This window comes from Burkholderia sp. USMB20 (assembly GCF_000949135.2).
GTDB lineage: Bacteria > Pseudomonadota > Gammaproteobacteria > Burkholderiales > Burkholderiaceae > Burkholderia.
Genome location: NZ_JTAN02000019.1, coordinates 617,907 through 636,261 on the forward strand (window position 1 = coordinate 617,907; position 18,355 = coordinate 636,261).

The 18,355-nt window shown below is 68.7% G+C and carries 21 protein-coding genes; 13 read left to right on the forward strand and 8 right to left on the reverse strand.

The window, feature by feature from the left end; translation table 11 throughout:
• Positions 1-186 precede the first annotated feature (186 nt).
• From ribBA to PL79_RS27425, 4 genes are all read left to right on the forward strand, one after another.
• Positions 187-1,329, forward strand: a complete 1,143-nt coding sequence (gene ribBA, locus PL79_RS27410) for a bifunctional 3,4-dihydroxy-2-butanone-4-phosphate synthase/GTP cyclohydrolase II (protein ID WP_044846224.1) — start codon at positions 187-189, stop codon at positions 1,327-1,329.
• A gap of 53 nt (positions 1,330-1,382) precedes the next feature.
• Positions 1,383-1,898: a 6,7-dimethyl-8-ribityllumazine synthase gene (gene ribH / locus PL79_RS27415; RefSeq protein ID WP_040143614.1), complete on the forward strand. Its 516-nt coding sequence runs from the start codon at positions 1,383-1,385 to the stop codon at positions 1,896-1,898.
• Entirely contained in the window at positions 1,895-2,332 is a 438-nt protein-coding gene (gene nusB, locus PL79_RS27420; RefSeq protein WP_044846225.1) for a transcription antitermination factor NusB, read from the forward strand. The genes ribH and nusB overlap by 4 nt, the downstream gene beginning before the upstream one ends.
• 70 nt (positions 2,333-2,402) lie before the next feature.
• A complete protein-coding gene (locus PL79_RS27425) occupies positions 2,403-3,599 on the forward strand; it encodes a pyridoxal phosphate-dependent aminotransferase (protein WP_044846226.1) in 1,197 nt (398 codons plus the stop codon).
• Positions 3,600-3,719: 120 nt separating this feature from the next.
• On the opposite strand, the gene PL79_RS27430 is transcribed toward PL79_RS27425, so the two are convergent.
• Positions 3,720-4,847, reverse strand: a complete 1,128-nt coding sequence (locus tag PL79_RS27430) for a lytic transglycosylase domain-containing protein (RefSeq protein ID WP_044846227.1) — start codon at positions 4,845-4,847, stop codon at positions 3,720-3,722.
• A gap of 597 nt (positions 4,848-5,444) precedes the next feature.
• On the opposite strand from PL79_RS27430, the gene PL79_RS27435 reads away from it, so the two are divergent.
• Together PL79_RS27435 and PL79_RS27440 are read left to right on the forward strand one after the other, a co-directional pair.
• Positions 5,445-7,001 carry a UbiD family decarboxylase gene (locus PL79_RS27435; RefSeq protein ID WP_044846228.1) on the forward strand — a complete coding sequence of 519 codons (1,557 nt, stop codon included), beginning with the start codon at positions 5,445-5,447 and terminating at the stop codon, positions 6,999-7,001.
• A 34-nt stretch (positions 7,002-7,035) separates the two neighbouring features.
• Entirely contained in the window at positions 7,036-7,710 is a 675-nt protein-coding gene (locus PL79_RS27440) for a LysE family translocator (RefSeq protein ID WP_044846229.1), read from the forward strand.
• Positions 7,711-7,813: 103 nt separating this feature from the next.
• On the opposite strand, the gene PL79_RS27445 is transcribed toward PL79_RS27440, so the two are convergent.
• Entirely contained in the window at positions 7,814-8,107 is a 294-nt protein-coding gene (locus PL79_RS27445; RefSeq protein WP_044846230.1) for a hypothetical protein, read from the reverse strand.
• 512 nt (positions 8,108-8,619) lie between these two features.
• Between PL79_RS27445 and PL79_RS27455 the strand changes: the two genes are divergently transcribed.
• Together PL79_RS27455 and PL79_RS27460 are read left to right on the forward strand one after the other, a co-directional pair.
• Positions 8,620-9,549 carry a Rossmann-like and DUF2520 domain-containing protein gene (locus PL79_RS27455; RefSeq protein ID WP_044846231.1) on the forward strand — a complete coding sequence of 310 codons (930 nt, stop codon included), beginning with the start codon at positions 8,620-8,622 and terminating at the stop codon, positions 9,547-9,549.
• Between the two features lie 76 nt (positions 9,550-9,625).
• Positions 9,626-10,189, forward strand: a complete 564-nt coding sequence (locus PL79_RS27460) for a YggT family protein (protein ID WP_044846232.1) — start codon at positions 9,626-9,628, stop codon at positions 10,187-10,189.
• 14 nt (positions 10,190-10,203) lie between these two features.
• On the opposite strand, the gene PL79_RS27465 is transcribed toward PL79_RS27460, so the two are convergent.
• Both PL79_RS27465 and crcB read right to left on the reverse strand, forming a co-directional pair.
• The gene (locus PL79_RS27465; RefSeq protein WP_044846233.1) at positions 10,204-10,554 is read right to left on the reverse strand and encodes a DUF190 domain-containing protein; all 351 of its coding nucleotides are present in this window, start codon (positions 10,552-10,554) and stop codon (positions 10,204-10,206) included.
• Positions 10,555-10,578: 24 nt separating this feature from the next.
• Complete coding sequence (crcB, locus tag PL79_RS27470; RefSeq protein WP_044846234.1) at positions 10,579-10,965, reverse strand: fluoride efflux transporter CrcB; 387 nt, start codon at positions 10,963-10,965, stop codon at positions 10,579-10,581.
• 54 nt (positions 10,966-11,019) lie between these two features.
• Here crcB and PL79_RS27475 point away from each other — a divergent pair, with 54 nt between their 5' ends.
• Together PL79_RS27475 and PL79_RS27480 are read left to right on the forward strand one after the other, a co-directional pair.
• Complete coding sequence (locus tag PL79_RS27475) at positions 11,020-11,238, forward strand: hypothetical protein (RefSeq protein WP_135801154.1); 219 nt, start codon at positions 11,020-11,022, stop codon at positions 11,236-11,238.
• 137 nt (positions 11,239-11,375) lie between these two features.
• Complete coding sequence (locus tag PL79_RS27480; protein ID WP_044846235.1) at positions 11,376-12,587, forward strand: S53 family peptidase; 1,212 nt, start codon at positions 11,376-11,378, stop codon at positions 12,585-12,587.
• A gap of 128 nt (positions 12,588-12,715) precedes the next feature.
• Here PL79_RS27480 and PL79_RS27485 read toward each other — a convergent pair whose 3' ends face one another.
• Together PL79_RS27485 and PL79_RS27490 are read right to left on the reverse strand one after the other, a co-directional pair.
• A complete protein-coding gene (locus tag PL79_RS27485; RefSeq protein WP_044846236.1) occupies positions 12,716-13,600 on the reverse strand; it encodes an SIR2 family NAD-dependent protein deacylase in 885 nt (294 codons plus the stop codon).
• Positions 13,601-13,679: 79 nt separating this feature from the next.
• On the reverse strand, positions 13,680-14,285 hold the full coding sequence (locus PL79_RS27490) for an NUDIX domain-containing protein (RefSeq protein ID WP_044846237.1): 606 nt from the start codon (positions 14,283-14,285) through the stop codon (positions 13,680-13,682).
• A 71-nt stretch (positions 14,286-14,356) separates the two neighbouring features.
• On the opposite strand from PL79_RS27490, the gene PL79_RS27495 reads away from it, so the two are divergent.
• The 3 genes from PL79_RS27495 (at position 14,357) to PL79_RS27505 (ending at position 16,386) form a co-directional block, all read left to right on the forward strand.
• Complete coding sequence (locus tag PL79_RS27495; RefSeq protein WP_044846306.1) at positions 14,357-15,112, forward strand: DeoR/GlpR family DNA-binding transcription regulator; 756 nt, start codon at positions 14,357-14,359, stop codon at positions 15,110-15,112.
• 129 nt (positions 15,113-15,241) lie between these two features.
• Positions 15,242-15,853, forward strand: a complete 612-nt coding sequence (locus tag PL79_RS27500; RefSeq protein ID WP_044846238.1) for a chromate transporter — start codon at positions 15,242-15,244, stop codon at positions 15,851-15,853.
• Entirely contained in the window at positions 15,850-16,386 is a 537-nt protein-coding gene (locus PL79_RS27505) for a chromate transporter (protein ID WP_044846239.1), read from the forward strand. The genes PL79_RS27500 and PL79_RS27505 overlap by 4 nt, the downstream gene beginning before the upstream one ends.
• Positions 16,387-16,469: 83 nt before the next feature.
• Here PL79_RS27505 and PL79_RS27510 read toward each other — a convergent pair whose 3' ends face one another.
• Together PL79_RS27510 and PL79_RS27515 are read right to left on the reverse strand one after the other, a co-directional pair.
• Positions 16,470-17,630 (reverse strand): enolase C-terminal domain-like protein, encoded by a 1,161-nt coding sequence (locus PL79_RS27510; RefSeq protein ID WP_044846240.1) that lies wholly within the window; start codon positions 17,628-17,630, stop codon positions 16,470-16,472.
• Between the two features lie 299 nt (positions 17,631-17,929).
• Positions 17,930-18,274 (reverse strand): cupin domain-containing protein, encoded by a 345-nt coding sequence (locus tag PL79_RS27515; RefSeq protein ID WP_027783759.1) that lies wholly within the window; start codon positions 18,272-18,274, stop codon positions 17,930-17,932.
• Between the last annotated feature and the right edge of the window lie 81 nt (positions 18,275-18,355).

Genomic DNA, 18,355 nt, shown 5'->3' on the forward strand with positions numbered 1-18,355 from the left:
GCACGGCCGGGTCCCGGCCAGCCTGCGGCTGCCTGACATCGGGCGGGCCGCGGCGGCCCGGGCAGGCCCGCCTCGCAGGCCGGTCGCACCGCGTTTCGGCGCGCTCGCCGGCCGCGCGCAGCCGGTGCCAGCCGAAACGCGGTCCGGCTGGCGTAAAATACGCACTTTCCTCTTTCTCGCCCCCTTATGACGCTCGCCTCCACGCTCGACATCATCGCGGAGTTGAAAGCCGGCCGGATGGTGATCCTGGTCGACGAAGAAGACCGCGAAAACGAAGGCGACCTCGTGATCGCCGCCGAATTCGTCACGCCGGAAGCGATCAACTTCATGGCCAAGTACGGCCGCGGCCTGATTTGTCTGACGTTGACGCAGGAACGCTGCAAGCAACTGCACCTGCCGCTGATGACCTACCGCAACGGCACCCAGTACGGCACCGCGTTCACGGTCAGCATCGAAGCGGCCGAAGGCGTGACGACCGGCATCTCGGCCGCCGACCGCGCGCACACGATCGCCACGGCGGTCGCGCACGACGTCCGTCCCGAGCACATCGTGCAGCCGGGCCACGTGTTCCCGATCATGGCGCAGCCGGGCGGCGTGCTCGTGCGCGCCGGCCACACCGAGGCCGGCTGCGACTTCACCGCGCTCGCCGGGCTCACGCCGGCCGCGGTGATCTGCGAGGTCATCAAGGACGACGGCACGATGGCGCGCCTGCCCGACCTGCTCGAGTTCGCGAAGGAACACGGCCTGAAGATCGGCACGATCGCCGACCTGATCCAGTACCGCAGCCGCACCGAATCGATCATCGAGCGGATCGCCGAGCGCACGATGCAGACCGCGCACGGCACGTTCCGCGCGGTGCTGTACCGCGACCAGCCGAGCGGCTCGCCGCACATCGCGCTGGTGCGCGGCACGCCGTCACCCGACGTCGATACGCCCGTGCGCGTGCACGAGCCGCTGTCGGTCCTCGACCTGCTCGAGACGGGCGTCTCGACGCACTCGTGGACGCTCGACGCGGCGATGCGCGACATCGCGGAACGCGACCTCGGCGTGATCGTGCTGCTCAACTGCGGCGACACGAAGGAACATCTGATCGACGTCTTCAAGGCGTTCGACGAGGAAGAAAAGGCTGCTGCGCTGAAGCGCCGGCCGGTCGATTTCAAGACGTTCGGCATCGGCGCGCAGATCCTGCGCGATGTCGGCGTCGCCAGGATGCAGGTGCTGTCGAATCCGCGCAAGCTGGGCAGCATGTCCGGCTACGGCCTCGAAGTCACGGGCTTCATTCCGATGCCCGGCGGCGAAGCCAAGTCCTGCCCGGCGTCCCACGCGTAACCCGCCACGACGCTTTCGCCCTATAACCGTTCATCCACACCACGGACCAGATCATGGAAATCGGACAATACCAACCGAATCTCGAAGGCGACGGCCTGCGTATCGGCATCGTGCAATCCCGCTTCAACGAACCCGTCTGCAACGGCCTCGCCGATGCGTGCGTCGAAGAACTCGAGCGCCTCGGCGTCTCCGGTGAAGACGTGCTGCTCGTGTCGGTGCCCGGCGCGCTGGAAATCCCGCTCGCGCTGCAGAAGCTCGCGGAAAGCGGCCAGTTCGACGCACTGATCGCGCTCGGCGCGGTGATCCGCGGCGAGACGTACCATTTCGAACTCGTGTCGAACGAAAGCGGCGCGGGCATCACCCGCATCGGCCTCGACTTCAACCTGCCGATCGCGAACGCGGTCCTGACGACCGAAAACGACGAGCAGGCCGTCGCGCGCATGACCGAAAAGGGTCGTGACGCCGCACGCGTCGCGGTCGAGATGGCCAACCTGACGATGGCACTCGACCAGCTCGGCGACGACGAGGACGAAGAAGAAGACGAAGACGACGAAGAGGAGCGCGCATGAAGAAGAGCGCCCGCCGACAATCGCGCGAGCTGGCGACGCAGGGCCTGTATCAGTGGCTGCTGTCGAACGCGGCCCCCGGCGAGATCGACGCGCAGCTGCGCGGCGCGCTCGGTTACGACAAGGCCGACAAGGAGCTGCTCGACGCGATCCTGCACGGCGTGATTCGCGAGCATGCGACGCTCGTCGAAGCCCTCACGCCGTCGCTGGACCGTCCGGTCGACCAGCTGTCGCCGGTCGAACGCGCCGTGCTGCTGATCGCGACGTTCGAGCTCACGCATCATGTCGAAACGCCGTACCGCGTGATCATCAACGAAGCAGTCGAACTCGCGAAGACGTTCGGCGGCTCCGACGGCTACAAGTACGTCAACGGCGTGCTCGACAAGCTCGCCGCGAAGCTGCGCCCCGCCGAAACGCAGGCGCGCCGCAACGGCTGATTCCGCAGGTGGACGGGCGCGCGAGCGCCCGTTTTTCGTTCTCCCTCCCCCTCCCCGCTCCGCCCGACCGATGAATACCACCGCCGATTCGCTCGTCACGCTCGCCGCACGCGTCGACGCGATCCAGCCCTTCTACGTGATGGAACTGATGAAGGAGGCACAGCGGCTCGAGTCCTCCGGGCGCGACGTTATCCACATGGGCATCGGCGAGCCGGACTTCACCGCACCGGAGCCCGTCGTCGAGGCGGCGGCGGCCGCGTTGCGCCGCGGCGTCACGCAGTACACGAGCGCGCTCGGCATCGCGCCGCTGCGCGAAGCGATCGCCGCGCACTACGCGCGCGCGTACGGCCTCACGATCAGCCCCGAGCGGATCGTCGTGACGGCCGGCGCGTCGGCCGCGCTGCTGCTCGCGTGCCTCGCGCTCGTCGGCCGCGACGACGAGGTGCTGATGCCCGACCCGTCGTACCCGTGCAACCGGCACTTCGTCGCGGCGGCCGAAGGCCGCCCGGTGCTCGTGCCGAGCGGCCCGGAAGCGCGCTTCCAGCTCACCGCGGACGACGTCCGCACGCGCTGGGGCAGCCGCACGCGCGGCGTGCTGCTCGCGTCGCCGTCGAACCCGACCGGCACGTCGCTCGAGCCGGACGAACTGAAGCGGATCGTCGCAGCCGTGCGCGCCCGCGGCGGCTTCACGATCGTCGACGAGATCTACCAGGGGCTCAGCTATGACGCGGCGCCCGTGTCGGCGCTGTCGTACGGCGACGATGTCGTCACCGTCAACAGCTTCTCGAAGTACTTCAGCATGACCGGCTGGCGGCTCGGCTGGCTGGTCGTACCGCCCGCGCTCGTGAGCACGTTCGAAAAGCTGTCGCAGAACCTGTTCATCTGCCCGTCCACGCTCGCGCAGCACGCGGCGCTCGCGTGCTTCGAACCGGCGGCGCTCGACATCTACGAGGCGCGCCGCCTCGAATTCAAGCGTCGCCGCGACTTCATCGCGCCGGCGCTCGAACGGCTCGGCTTCACGGTGCCCGTGATGCCGGACGGCGCGTTCTACGTCTATGCGCACTGCGGCGGCGTCGCCCATCCGGCGGCCGGCGACAGCGCGGCGCTCACGCAGGCGATGCTGCACGACGCGGGCGTCGTGCTGGTGCCGGGCATGGATTTCGGCGTGCATGCGCCGCGCGACTATATCCGGCTGTCCTATGCGACCGCCTATTCGCGCCTCGAAGAGGCCGTCGAGCGGCTCGCGACGCTGTTCGGCCAGCACTGAGGTCCGAGCGGCCCTCCCGGCCGGCGTGCCGGGCGCTACCGTCCGCGCCAAAACAAAAAGGCACCCGAATCGGGTGCCTTTTTGCTTGAGTCCTGCCGGAACCGCGGGGCGTTGCGTGACTTACGCGCCGAGCTCCGAATGATCGCCGTGCGCCTGCTTCGCGGTGTCGACGCTTGCGTCGTCCTGCTGCGGCGCGCCCTTCGGCGCCGCCGCGGCCTTCGCGGCGATCGGCTGCGCGGTGTCGAGCGTCGCGTGCACGCGCTTTGTGCTGCCTGCCGCTGCCGTCACGGCCGCGGTGACGATAGGCTTCGACGGCTGGGCCGGCGCCTGCGGCGCATTGACCGGCACGCTGCGGCCGTGCGCGACGTCGCGCAGGCGGCCGCGCTCGGCCATGACCTTCGAGCCGTACACGGTGTCGTCCGGGTTGGTCGAGCCGTTGTACAGACGCAGGCCGTTCGCAAGCGAGCCGCCGCGGGCGATGCAGTCCTTCAGCACGAGCGCGCCGACCTGCAGGTTCGCGAGCGGCTGCAGCGCGGTGTCGGTACCGCCGAAATATTCGAACTTGTCGGAATGGACCTTCGACATGACCTGCATCAGGCCTTGCGCGCCGACGCCGCTTTCCGCGTACGGGTTGAAGCCCGATTCGATCGCCATCACGGACAGCAGCAGCAGCGGATCGAGGCCGACGTCGTGGCCGGTCTGGAACGCGGCCTTGACGAGCTGGCCGAGCGGCTCCTGGGCGACCCGGTAACGGCGCGACAGGTAGGTGGCGACGAGCGCCTGCTGGCGGTTCGACGCGAGCGCACGGTCGTCGCGCGCATCGGCCGGGACCCGCTGGGACGGGATCAGTTTCGCGAGCGCCACAGGCGACGGGCCGTTGCGGGCCGGATCGGACGCATCGCTTTGCGCGGCGGTTTCCGGTGCCACGTCAAGACCGACGGCAAGCGCATCCGTCTCGGGAGCCTCTTCCTGCTGCGGCTGCGCGCCGGCGGGCGCGAAGTTCGGCAGCGGATGGCCGGTCAGCAGACGGGCCGGACCGGCCTGCACGGCCGCGGATACGACCGGCATCAGCTTCGCGGCGAGGTTCCCGCGCACGGTCGGCAGCAGCCACAGGGCCAGTGCGATCGCGACGGCGAAACAGCCGACGACGCTGAATAAATGGTGACTGACACGCGTCCCGCGACGCAGCATGTTGCGCACGATCTGTGCATGCTGCTCACTGGGACGCCACGATAACCAAGCGTTCATTCAGATCATCTCCCATGAACATGACTCGTGCGGCTCGCTCGGCTCGATGGCGAGACAGAAAACGCGCCGCGGAATCACGACGCCGCACGCCTTGGTCGGGGCATGCAGGCATCGGGGAAACGGTATAAGTACCGTTCGAGGCCACGGTATAAGACGGCCGGCACCTTCGCACATTGGGCGAGGCGGGCATACGCGGTGGCACCCACGCAAAAAACCAGCGTCTGGTGGCGCTGGCTGGGACTACGACAAAGGCCGTCGAATACGCCGTGCAGGTTTCGGCGGACGGTGACGCGCTGCGTCAAAGATCGGTGATTGGCGGCTCGAAGCCTTTTACCCTGCAGCCAATGTGAGCGGATTCTAGCAGGGTTTTATAGATCGTCAACACTATAAAACCTCAAAATTATAACAAAAAGTAATTTTGAACCGCCCTTCAGATCGCGAGCCCCCTGCCGTAGGGGCTCTCCGCGCGGTCCACTTTTTTCTCCGCCCGGGCGTGCGCGCGGCGGCCCGGGTAAAATCTGCGCTCGATTCGGGGCCGCAGCCGGCCGCTGCGCCCGCCCATCGCTGCCCGCCTTGCGGGCGGCCCGGACCTTGTTCATGAAATACAAAGACTTACGCGATTTCATCCAGCGCCTCGAGGCGCTCGGCGAACTGCGGCGCGTCACGCAACCCGTGTCGCCCGTGCTCGAAATGACCGAGCTGTGCGACCGCGTGCTGCGCGCCGGCGGCCCGGCGCTGCTGTTCGCCGCGCCGCGCGGCAATGCGTTCCCGGTGCTCGGCAACCTGTTCGGCACACCGCGCCGCGTCGCACTCGGGATGGGCGTCGATGCCGGCGACGACGCCGCGCTCGGCTCGCTGCGCGACCTCGGGCGGCTGCTGTCCGCGCTGAAGGAGCCGGATCCGCCGAAGAGCCTGAAGGACGCCGGCAAGCTGCTGTCGCTCGCGAAGGCCGTATGGGACATGGCGCCGAAATCGGTGTCGTCGCCGCCGTGCCAGGAGATCGTCTGGGAAGGTGCCGACGTCGACCTGCACAAGCTGCCGATCCAGACCTGCTGGCCCGGCGACGCGGGGCCGCTCGTCACGTGGGGCCTCACGGTCACGCGCGGGCCGAACAAGCCGCGCCAGAACCTCGGCATCTACCGCCAGCAGCTGATCGGCCGCAACAAGCTGATCATGCGCTGGCTCGCGCATCGCGGCGGCGCGCTCGACTTCCGCGAATTCGCGCTGAAGAACCCCGGCAAGCCATATCCGGTCGCGGTCGTGCTCGGCGCGGATCCGGCCACGACGCTCGGCGCGGTGACGCCGGTGCCCGATTCGCTGTCCGAGTATCAGTTCGCCGGCCTGCTGCGCGGCAGCCGCACCGAGCTCGCGAAATGCCTGACGCCCGGCGTCGACACGCTGCAGGTGCCCGCCCGCGCGGAGATCGTGCTCGAAGGTTTCATTTATCCGCAGGAAGGCGCGCCCGCACCGGCCCCGGCCGGCGCACCGCCGCGGCCGGCCGGCAACGCGTCGGCCGCTTATGAGCACGCGCTCGAAGGCCCGTACGGCGACCACACCGGCTACTACAACGAACAGGAGTGGTTCCCGGTGTTCACCGTCGAGCGCATCACGATGCGCCGCGACGCGATCTATCACTCGACCTATACGGGCAAACCGCCCGACGAGCCGGCCGTGCTCGGCGTCGCGCTCAACGAGGTGTTCGTGCCGCTGCTGCAGAAGCAGTTCACCGAGATCACCGACTTCTACCTGCCGCCGGAAGGCTGCAGCTACCGGATGGCGATCGTCCAGATGAAGAAGAGCTACGCCGGCCATGCGAAGCGCGTGATGTTCGGCGTGTGGAGCTTCCTGCGGCAGTTCATGTATACGAAGTTCATCGTGGTCGTCGACGAGGACGTGAACATCCGCGACTGGAACGAGGTGATCTGGGCGATCACGACGCGCGTCGACCCCGTGCGCGACACCGTGATGGTCGACAGCACGCCGATCGACTATCTCGATTTCGCGTCGCCCGTCGCGGGCCTCGGCTCGAAGATGGGGCTCGACGCGACCAACAAGTGGCCCGGCGAAACGAACCGCGAATGGGGCCGCCCGATCGAGATGGACGCCGCCGTGAAGGCGCGCGTCGACCGCCTCTGGCAGGAGATCGGACTGTAAGTCCGCGCGTAGAACACACCCGACAAGAACGACGATGAGCTTTCCTCCCGCCTCGATGCTGTCCGACGGATTCTTCCTGTCGCTTTCGCTGTGTCTCGACATCGGCCTCGTCAACGTCGCGATGCTGTCGCTGACGCTGTCGCACGGCTTCCGGCCCGGCTTCTGGCTCGGCGTCGGCTCGTGCGTCGGCGACCTCGTCTACGCGGCGCTCGCGCTCGCCGGCATGGCCGTGCTGCTGCAGTTCGAGGCCGTGCGCTGGATCGTCTGGATCGGCGGCGGTGCGGTGCTGCTGTTCCTCACGTGGAAGATGACGCGTGAAGCGCTCGCGCCGGCCGGCGGCACCGGCGACGGCGATGCGGACGACACGCCGCAGCCGCGTGCCAGTGCGCGGCGCAGCTTCATGCGCGGGATGCTGCTCGCGATGTCGTCGCCGAGCGCGATCCTGTGGTTCGCGGCGGTCGGCGGCGCGCTGATCGCGAAAGCCGGCGCGACCACGCCGGCCACGGCGTCGGTGTTCCTGTCCGGCTTCTTCCTCGGCGGCCTCGCGTGGACGCTCTTCATGTGCACGCTCGCGAGCCAGGGCCGCAAGCGCGCGGGCGCGGGGCTGATGCGCGCATGCCACGTCGCGTCGGCGCTGCTGTTCGCGTATTTCTCGTACAGCGTGATCGTCGGCGGCTATCGCGACCTGATCGCGCACGCCGTGTCGTAACCGGCGCGCACCGGATCGCGCGCCCAATGAAAAACGGCGCAACGCCCCACGCGGGACGTTGCGCCGTTTTGCCGCGCGCGGTCAGGCCGCCGCGCGGAATGCGTCAACGACGCCAGTAGCCGTGGTGGCCCCAGCCGCCGTAACCGTGACGCCAGTACGGACGGCCGTAGTAGCCGCCGACGACCACGGGGGGCGGTGCATAGTAGGCCGGCGCCGGCGCGTAATACACGGGCGGGGGCGGCGGTGCGTAGTACACGGGCGGCGGCGCCGCATACACGGGATACGCAGGTGCGATCGGAACCCCGATGCCGACCCCGATCGACACGTGGGCCTGCGCGGCGCTCGCGGCACCCAGGCCCAGCGCGGCGGCGGCGATGAACGGAATGAGCTTTTTCACTTCGATTCTCCTGCTGGAGCGGTAATTTGTGCGCCCCTGTCGGCAACGGCGGGCATGCACGTCGCATGGATGCAATGTAGCGAAAACCCGCCGCGCGCGTATCGCGCATTTGTTGCAAATTGCAATTCCACCCGGCTGCAAACACCGTGCGGCGTGGCCTTGCGGATCCTCGACATCGCTTGCCGGTCGCGTGATTCCGTCCGACCAGTGAAAGCGCGACACATTGTCCGGTCAGTCTTACCGGATCCGGCAAGCACGGCGGGCACGCTTCCGTAATGAACGATTACAAATTTGAGACAAGACGCCGACAATTCAACGGGGATCTGGCCCCCGCGTGATTCGGGGCCGAATCACGCGATCGTCGCGGACGGCGAAAACGGCCGCGCGAATTTACCGCTACCCCGTGTCGCACGCCGACGTCCAGGTCGTTCTCGCCCGGCGCCGCCCTTGCGCGGCCGCCCCGTCATTCCTGCGATACTGGCGGCTGCTCCGTTTTCGCTTCGTCACCCACCATGTCCCTTCCCGACACGCCCAGCCTCGGCTTCATCGGCGCCGGCCGCCTGGCGCGCTGCCTCGCCCTGCGTTTCGCGGCGGCCGGCTTTCCGGTCGTCGCGATCGCGAGCCGCACGGCGGAATCGGCCACGGCACTCGCCGCGCGCATCGACGGCTGCCGCGCGGTCGACACGCCGCAGCAGGTCGTCGACGCCGCCGACCTGATCTTCCTCACCGTGCCCGACGACCATCTCGCGTCGACCGCCGCGGCGCTGCGGTTCGACGCGGCGCGCGCGGCGAGCCAGGCGCTCGTCCACTGCAGCGGCGCGTCGGCGGTCGAGCTGCTCGATCCGGCCAAGCGGCAAGGCGCGGCCACGGGCGGCTTCCATCCGCTCTACCTGTTCGGCGGCACCGACGCCGATCTCGCCCGCATCGACGGCTGCTCGGTCACGCTCGAAGCCGACGGCGCGCTGCACGCGACGCTGCTGCGGCTTGCTGACGCACTCGGCTGCCATCCGCTGTCGATTCCGGCCGGCGGCCGGATGCTCTATCACGCGGCCGCCCATTACGCGGCGAGCTTCGCGCTGTGCGGGCTGTCGGAGGCGGTCGAGCTGTGGCGCGGCCTCGGCTTCGACGAGGAAGCGGCGCTGCGCGCGCTGCTGCCGATGCTCGCCGGCACGATCGAAACCGCGCGCGACAAGGGCCTCGCGAACGCACTCGCGGGCCCGGTATCGCGCGGCGACACCGGCATCGTCGAGCGGCAGCTCGCGCTGCTCGAGGCGCGCGGCGGCGATCACGCGACGCTGTACGCGCTGATGACCCGCCGCGCGGTCGCGCTCGCGGCGAAGCGCGCCGCGCCGCCGGCCGCGCTGCCGGCGCTCGCGCAGGCCGTCGAAACGTCGCTCGCGCGCACGACCGGGCACCCCTCCCCGCCGCGGGACGAGGCGTGATAAGGTGTCGGCCGATGCGCCGCCATCCGGCGTTGGCGGCCGCACGCTACTCGACTGTATAAAAAGGATGCCAACGATGTTCGGCGAGATCGCCCGTTTTCTGCTCAATACCGTCTTCACGCTGTTCGGCGCCGCGCTGATCCTGCGCGTCTGGATGCAGGCCGTCCGCGTGCCGCCGTACAACCCCGTCACGCAGGCCGTGCTGCAGGCGACCAACTGGCTCGTGCTGCCGCTGCGCCGCGTGATCGCGGGCGTGCGCGGCATCGACTGGGCAAGCGTCGTCGCAGCGCTGCTCACCGCGCTCGTCTATGTGGTGCTGATGGTCGTGATGGCCGGCTTCGACCCGGCCTCGGTGATCGCGACGCTCGTCGTGGTCGCGCTGCTCACCGTCGTGAAGTGGGCGCTCAATCTCGTGATCTGGATGACGATCCTGATGGCGCTGCTGTCGTGGCTCAATCCGCGCTCGCCGGCGATGCCGATCCTCTACCAGCTCACCGCACCGTTTCTGAACCCGCTGCGCCGCGTGATCCCGAACCTCGGCGGCATCGACCTGTCGCCGATCCTGCTGTTCGTGATCGTGCAGGTGCTGCTGATGATCGTCACGCGCGCCGCCGTGTCGCTGACGATCTTCGGCATCTGATCCGACGTGTCGCGCTACGCTGCCGGCCCCTGCGCCGGCGGCGCCTCGAGCGTGTCGATCACGCCGAAATTCGCCGGAATCATCGCGTAGCACACGCGCACTTTCTCGCGCGACACGCGCTCGAGCAGCCGCTGCGCCTCGTCTTCGGTGACGATGAACTCGACCTCGACCGCGAGCGAACCCTGCAGTTCGAAAAAGCGGTCCTCGTGCAGCACCCGATGCCGGCCGAAGCCGGCCATCGCGCGAAACGCCGAACCGCCCGCGACCCCCATCCGGTTTCCCTCCTCCAGCAACCACTCCCACAGCGGCTTCCAGTGCAGCCGGTGCTGCTCGTGCACGTAGAAGCGCAAGAAGACCCTGTCCATCGCGTCCTCCCGGTGCCGGCGCGCTCAGGCCGCCGCGAACCACGCGCGCGCGGTCCACATGCCGAGCGCCGTCAGCGTGAACGATCCAGTCAAGTGTAGGGCAGCCACCGCGAACGCCCATCCGAATTCGCCCTGCACCGCGTGCGTCATCACTTCGACCGAATAGGTCGAGAACGTCGTGAGGCCGCCGAGGAAGCCGGTGATCACGAACAGCCGCCACTCGGGCGGCAGCCCGACGCGGGTGGTAAAAACGACGGCGGCAACGCCGATCACGTAGCCGCCGATCAGGTTCGCGGCGAGCGTGCCGAGCGGCACGGCGGGAAAGAACGCGTTGAGCGCAAGGCTCAGGAACCAGCGCAGCAATGCGCCGAGTCCGGCGCCGACGAAGATCGCGACCATCGAATAGAACAAGGGAACTCCTCGCTGACGAGCCCGCATCGCCGGATGCGGCCTACGCCGAACTGTATGCGCAATCGCGCCGCGGCGGCAATGCCGGAGGACCGGCGGACGGGGCCCGGATCGCGTCGCACCGGCATCACGCATTTCGTTATTCCGGCATCCGTGCCGCAATCGATTTTTTCCAATCGATTACGCCGGACATTACAAATCAAACCGGCGTCGATTATTTATCAGATTTTTAATACCGGAAAGATCAGCTTCATCGGGCGGCACGCCAGCGCTTGAACGCCGCATTCCATTGGTATTTCACGTATTTACCCTCATCAGATATTCCCGTATTCGTTCGATATCCGATGCAATTTACGCAGCCGATTTCGTAGAATTGTTTCGCCCCCTACTCCATCGACATGGAGATTCGAAGAATGAACAATATCCGCCTGTCTTCCATGTTGATACCGGCGCTGTGCGCGTCGCTGCTCGCGTCGAGCGTCGCGCTCGCCGGGGACAACGGGCCGCCGCCCTACGTCGAGGGCGCCCGTGCACCCAAGGGATTCGCCCGTCCGCCGTTCCATACGAAACCCCGCGCAAGCACGGCCACGGTGGCCGGCCTCACGCCGGCGCTCACCCGGCACGCGTACGGATTCGACACGATCGCCAACCAGGGCGACGGGATGGTCGTTGCGATCGTCGACGCGTACGACGACCCGCGGATCGAGTCCGATCTCGGCGTGTTCAGCAACGCGTTCTCGTTGCCGGCCTGCACGACGGCGAACGGTTGCTTCACCAAGGTATATGCACGCGGCGCGCGGCCCAGGGCCGATTCGGGCTGGGCGCTCGAGATATCGCTCGACGTCGAATGGGTGCATGCGATCGCGCCGAAGGCGAGAATCGTGCTCGTCGAGGCCGCGTCGGCCAGCTTCAACGACCTGATGGCCGCGGTCGACGTCGCGGTCAAGCGCGGCGCGTCGGTCGTGTCGATGAGCTTCGGCGGCAACGAGTTCAACAGCGAAACCGGCTTCGACAGCCACTTCAGCGTATCGGGTGTCACGTTCGTCGCGTCGTCCGGCGACAGCGGCACCGGCACCGAGTACCCGGCGGCGTCGCCCTACGTGGTGGCGGTGGGCGGCACGACGTTGTCCACCGACGCGTCCGGCGCCTACGTCGGCGAGGCTGCGTGGAGCGGCAGCGGCGGCGGCGTGAGCTCCGTCGAGGGCGAACCGGCCGGCCAGACCGCCTGGCCGGCGCCGGTCGCCGGCAGGCGCGGCGTGCCCGACGTCAGCTACGACGCGAACCCGTCCAGCGGTTTCGCGGTGTACGACTCGGTCACCTACCAGGGACAGGCGGGCTGGTTCCAGGTCGGCGGCACCAGCGCGGGCGCGCCGCAATGGTCGGCACTCGTCGCGATCGCGAATTCGCTGCGCGCCGCGGCCGGCAAAAGCCCGTTGAGCGGTACCTACAACACGCTCTATACGGTCGGGAAAAACGCCTACGGCAGCGACTATCACGACGTCACGACCGGGTCCAACGGCAGCTGCGGCAGCATCTGCAACGCCGCGGGCGGCTACGACTACGTGACCGGCCTCGGTTCGCCGCAGGCACCGGCACTCGTGCAGGCGCTCGTCGGCCAGCCGTAACGGGTGAACGCAGGCCGTGCCGGGGTGCGGCGTTCAACCGCCGTGCCGTGCGACAAGCCCCGGCGCTCGTGCAGGCGCTCGTCGGCCAACCGCAACGGGCGAACGCAGGCCGTGCCGGGGTGCGGCGTTCAAACGCCGTGCCACGCGCGGTCGAGCGCGGCGAGCGTCGCGAGCGCGCCGCCCTTCAGCCCGATCACGTCCGCGCGGCGCGCATGGGCTTCGCGGGCGTTGATGCGGATCACGTCGGCGCCGAGCCGTTCGCTCAGCAGCCGCACGGTCGGAATCGCGGTGCCCGCGCCGATCTCGACGACGCTCACCCGTCCTGCCTGCGCGATCCAGTCGTGCAGCGCCCGCTCCTGCGCGTCGTAGCGTTCGCCGAGCCAGCCGTGGTCGCCGAACATCAGGATGTTCGGCCGCGCGAGGCCGCCGCACCGCGGGCAGCGCGGCAACTCGCCGACCAGCCGGCACGCGGCCGCGTCGACGTCGGGCGTGAACGGCGCGGCGTCCCACGTGTCGTCCGAGCAGGGTCGCAGGCACTGCATCGAATGAATCGAACCGTGAATCTCGACGACACGCGCCGGATCGAAGCCGGCCTTCTGGAACTGGCCGTCGACATTGCTCGTTAGCACGAAGCCCCCGTTCGGCATCGCGTCCATCCAGCGCCGCAGGATCGCGAAGCCCGCGTGCGGCACCGTGCGACGGTAGAGTTCGAGACGGTGCCCGTAGAAGCCCCACGCAAGCTGCGGATGCGCGCGGAACGCCTGCGGCGACGCGATCTCGTGGAATTCGAAACGCTCGTGGCGCAGCGCCGGATACGCGCGCCAGAAGCCGTCCGTGCCGCGGAAATCGGGCAGCCCCGAATCGACGCCGATGCCGGCGCCGGCCGTCACGAGCAGCGCATCGGCCCGCGCGAGCGCCTCGACGGCGGACGCGACCAGATGTGCCGGCAGTGGCGCGGCAGCGGCGTTGGAATCGGCGGAACCGATGGAGTCGGGCGAATCGGAAATCGGCATGATGGCGCAGCGGTAGCGTCGAACGGTGTACGAATGGCGTCGCGCGATCATACGCCCGTTCGAGTGCCGCGCCGCGGCCTCATCCCGTCGTTGCGCGCCCGCCCGCTGGTTCACGCAGCGCGACGTACTGCAGCAGCATGATCGTCTTCGCGTCGACGATCTCGCCGCGCTCGACGGCATCCAGCGCCGCGTGCAGCGGCATCTCGACGACCTCGAGATCCTCGCCCTCCTCCGCGATCCCGCCGCCGTCGCCCGTGCGCAGCGACGCATCGTATTCGCCGACGAAGAAATGCAGCTTCTCGGTCACCGAGCCCGGGCTCATGAACGCCTCGAACACCTTGCGCACGCCGCGCACGCGATAGCCGGTTTCCTCTTCGGCCTCGGCACGGATGCGTGCGTCGGGCGTCGCGTCGTCGAGCAGGCCGGCGGCGGCTTCGAGCAGCATCCCGTCGTGTCCGTTGACGAACGCCGGCATCCGGAACTGGCGCGTGAGCAGCACGTCGCCCGTCGCCGCGTTGCGCAGCAGGATGGTCGCGCCGTTGCCGCGATCGTAGGTTTCGCGGCTCAGGCGCTGCCACGTGCCGTCGCGGCGCAGGAAATCGAACGTGACCTTCTTCAGCACATACCAGTCATCGGACAGCACCGTCGTATCGACGATGCGGACGCGGTCCCGCGTTGCAGCCATGGCGGCCTCCCATTCGACAAGTGACGGCGCTCATGGTAACGTGCATTTTCAAGAAATTTCGTGCAATCACGATGCTGACGACCCAACGCAAGAAAGCGATCCTCGACGCGCTCGCCCGCGACGGCCAGGTGCTGGCTGTCGAACTGAGCGCGCAATTCGGCGTGTCCGAGGACACGGTGCGCCGCGACCTGCGCGAGCTGGCGGCCGAAGGCCTGCTGCAACGCGTGCACGGCGGCGCGCTGCCGGCGTCGCCGGCCGTCGCGCCGTTCGCGCAGCGCGAGACGCTCGACACGGCGGAAAAGCGGCGTATCGCACGCCGGGCCGCGCAGATGATCGCGCCCGGACAGGTCGTGATCGTCGACGGCGGCACGACCTCGGCCTTGCTCGTCAGCCAGTTGCCGCCCGACCTGCGCGCGACGATCGTCACGCACAGCCCGAGCGTCGCCGTCGCGCTGGCCGCGCATCCGTCGATCGACGTGATCCTGATCGGCGGACGGTTGTACAAGCATTCGATCGTCGCGGTGGGCGCCGCGGCGATGGAAGGCATCGCGCGCATCCACGCCGACCTGTATTTCATGGGCGTCACGGGCGTTCATCCGGTCGCGGGGCTCAGCACCGGCGACTTCGAGGAAGCGGCGATCAAGCGCGCGCTGGCCGCGCGAGCCGGCGAGACGATCGTGCTGGCGTCGCAATCCAAGCTGCGTGCGGCGTCGCAGTTCGTGATCGGCGAGCTCGCGCTCGCACAGGCCATCGTGGTCGAACGGGAAACCGATGCGGCGCTGACCGAGCCGATCGAGGCCGCGGGCGTGACGGTCGTGCGGGCCTAGCCGCGCGCCGGTTTCGGCGGGCGCGCCGACGTCGTTGCGCAAGCATCCTCGCCGGCCCGATGTCAGCGTGCTGACAGGCACCGCTTGCTACCATGGGCGACTGCCCACCCGCCGCGCCTGGTCCGTCCGATGTCTTCGCCCGCCAACCCGATCGCACCCGCGCCGCCCGACGGCGCTGCCCCGCCCCCTGGCGTCCTCGCCCTGTTCATCGCGTTCGCGCAAATCGGCCTCACCAGCTTCGGCGGCGGGCTGAGCGGGCGCATGATGCGCGACTTCGTGCACGAGCGGCGCTGGCTCGACGAAGAGGCGTTCCTCAACGGCCTCGCGCTGTCGCAGGCGCTGCCGGGCGTCAACGTGAAGAATCTCGCGATCTGGATCGGCTACCGGCTGGCCGGATGGCGCGGCGCGGTGGCCGGCTTCACCGGCATCATCGCGCCGCCGGCCGTGCTGATCGTGCTGTTCGGCGTCGCGTTCTCGACGCTCACGCGCTTTCCACTCACGCATGTCGCACTCGCGGGCGCGGCCGCTGCGGCAATCGGGCTGTCGATCTCGATGGCGATCACCGCGGTGCGCCGGCTGCCGCGCCGCGCGCTGCCGTTCGCGGTGACGACGCTCACGTTCGTGTCGGTGGCGGTGCTGCACTGGCCGCTCGTCTGGACCGTGCTGATCGGCGGCACGCTGAGCGTCGCGCTCGAATACCGCCGTGCGGGCGCCGCCACCGGCGGGAGCGCCGAACGATGACTGCCCCGTCACGCTACGCCGCCCTGTTCGGCGTATTCGCGCCGCTGTCGATCGCGACGATCGGCGGCGGACAGGCGATCATCGCCGACATCCAGCGGCAGGTCGTCGACGTGCATCACTGGATGACGGCCACGCAGTTCGTGAACGACTTCGCGATCGCGCGGATGGCGCCCGGCCCCGGCTCGCTGCTCGCGACGCTGATCGGCTGGCAGGTGGCGGGCTTCTGGGGCGCGGTGATCGCGACGCTCGCGCTGTTCGGGCCGACCGCGTTCCTGATCTACGGCGTCGCGCATCTGTGGCGGCGGCACCAGGGCGCACGCTGGCAGATCGCACTCGAAGCCGGCCTGCGCCCGGTCGCGGCCGGCATGATCCTCGCGTCGGTCTGGGTGCTGCTGCGCGCGCTCGACGGCGGCTGGGCCGCGCGGGCGATCGCGGTCGGGTCGACCGTGTGCGTGATGGGCACGCGCATTCATGCGTTGCTGCTGATCGTCGTCGGCGCGTTGCTGCTGGTCGGCGTGCACGCGATCAGCTGACGGCGGCATCGGCGCCAAGCCGGTCCGTCAGCGCATGCACGGCCCGCTTCGCGATCGACGCGCGCTGACACCGGCGGCGCCGATCAGCGGCCCGCGACCGAGCGAAACGCGCGACAGGCATCGGCATGCAGCTCGAAACCGATGCCCGGCGCCTGCGGCACGGGCGTGTAGCCGGCGTCGACCGTTGCGCCGTCCGCCAGGCCGCTGAACGGATGGAACGCGAACGGGCTGACTTCCGCGCCGCCAAGCCCGAGCGCCGACACGACGTGCAGCGAGAACAGATGACCGCCATGCGGCCAGAACGCATCGCGCCGCCAGCCATTCGACACGAAATGGTCGACGATCTGCAGGTAGCCCGGCAGGCCATAGCAATGCACCGGATCGAACACGAGGACGTCGCGGTCCGGGCGCAGGCCGCCGTAGCGCTCGAGCAGCTTCGCTTCCGCGAGCGAGAACAACGCCTCGCCGGCCGCGACCGGCGGCGCGTATTGCGCAGTCAGGTCCGCATGAAGCGGCAGGTCGAGCGGGTCGCACAGATCCTCGAACCACCAGAGTTCGAACGGGGCCAGCCGCGCGGCGGCAGCGGGGCCGCTCGTCGCGTCGTACGCGTTCATCGCGTCGACCGCGAGATGCGAGCTGTCGGCAAGGCAGGCCGCGGCGGCTTCGACGCGGCGTATGTCCTGGTCGATATCCGGGCCGCCGATCTTGATCTTCGCGTGCGTGTAGCCGAGATCGGCGATGCGGCGCATCTCGTCCGACAGGTGCGCGAGATCGTCGTGCGGATAACGGTAGCCGCCGCCCGCGTAGACGCGCACGCGGGGCGCCGCGTCGCGCGCGAGCCGGTCGGCGACGAAGCGATGGAGCGGCAGGCCCGCGATCTTCGCGGCGGCATCCCAGATCGCCATGTCGAGCACGCCGACCGCGACACAGCGTTCGCCGTGCCCGCCGGGCTTCTCGCCCGCCATCATCGCGCGCCATGCGCGAAACGGATCGAGGTTCGTGCCGGCGTCGTCGGCGATGGCGTGCGCGGCGGCCAGCAGACGCGGCGCGAACCGTTCGCGAATCAGCCCGCCTTGCGCATGGCGGCCGACCGACGCGTAGCCATAGCCCGTGACCGGCCGGCCATCGCGCACGACATCGGTGACGATCGCGACGACGCTCGTCGTCAGGCCGCCCGATGGAATCGCCGGATCGGCATAGCGGGAAACCGGGATCGCCTGCTCGCGGATGTCGGTGATGCGCATGGTCGGGGTTCCGGGAAAACGTTCGGCGTTCGCGGGCCATGCACGCGCGGCAGCCGGCGTGACGGGCGGATCGCTGCATCATAGGCGCTTGCGCGATCGCGCGCGATAGTGGAACCGGCCGGGCGTGCGACCGCGCTCGGCGAGCTGTTCCCGAACCGGAACGCGTTTTATTTTATTGGGCCGGAGTCCGCTGCTGGCGATCCCCGGCTGAAACCGCTGTTCGTCGGGATCGGCTGAAGGTGCGGCTCAACGCGTCGGTGCGACCGGCGCGTTGGTGCAGCCCGAACCGATCCACACGCTCACGCGAAGACGAAGTACTTGCGCACCGTCTCCACCACTTCCCACGTTCCTTTCATGCCGGGTTCGATCACGAACACGTCGCCGGCCTTCAGGTGCACCGGCTCCTCGCCTTCCGGCGTGATGATGCAGTAGCCGTCGAGGAAGTGGCAGTACTCCCATTTCTCGTAGTTCACCTCGAACTTGCCCGGCGTGCAGATCCAGGTGCCCATGATCTTGCTGCCGTCCTTGGAGACGTAGGCGTTGAGGTTCACGGTGTGCGGATCGCCGCCGATGCGCTTCCACTTGGTCGCGTCGAGGACCGGGGTCGGGCAGGTTTTGCGCAGAACGGTGATGAAATCGGACATGTCAGCTCCAGACTAACGATCGGGTAAGAGGTCTGTCACGTTAGTTCGAAAGCTGCACCTCAGCTTGTATGCGTCCGACAC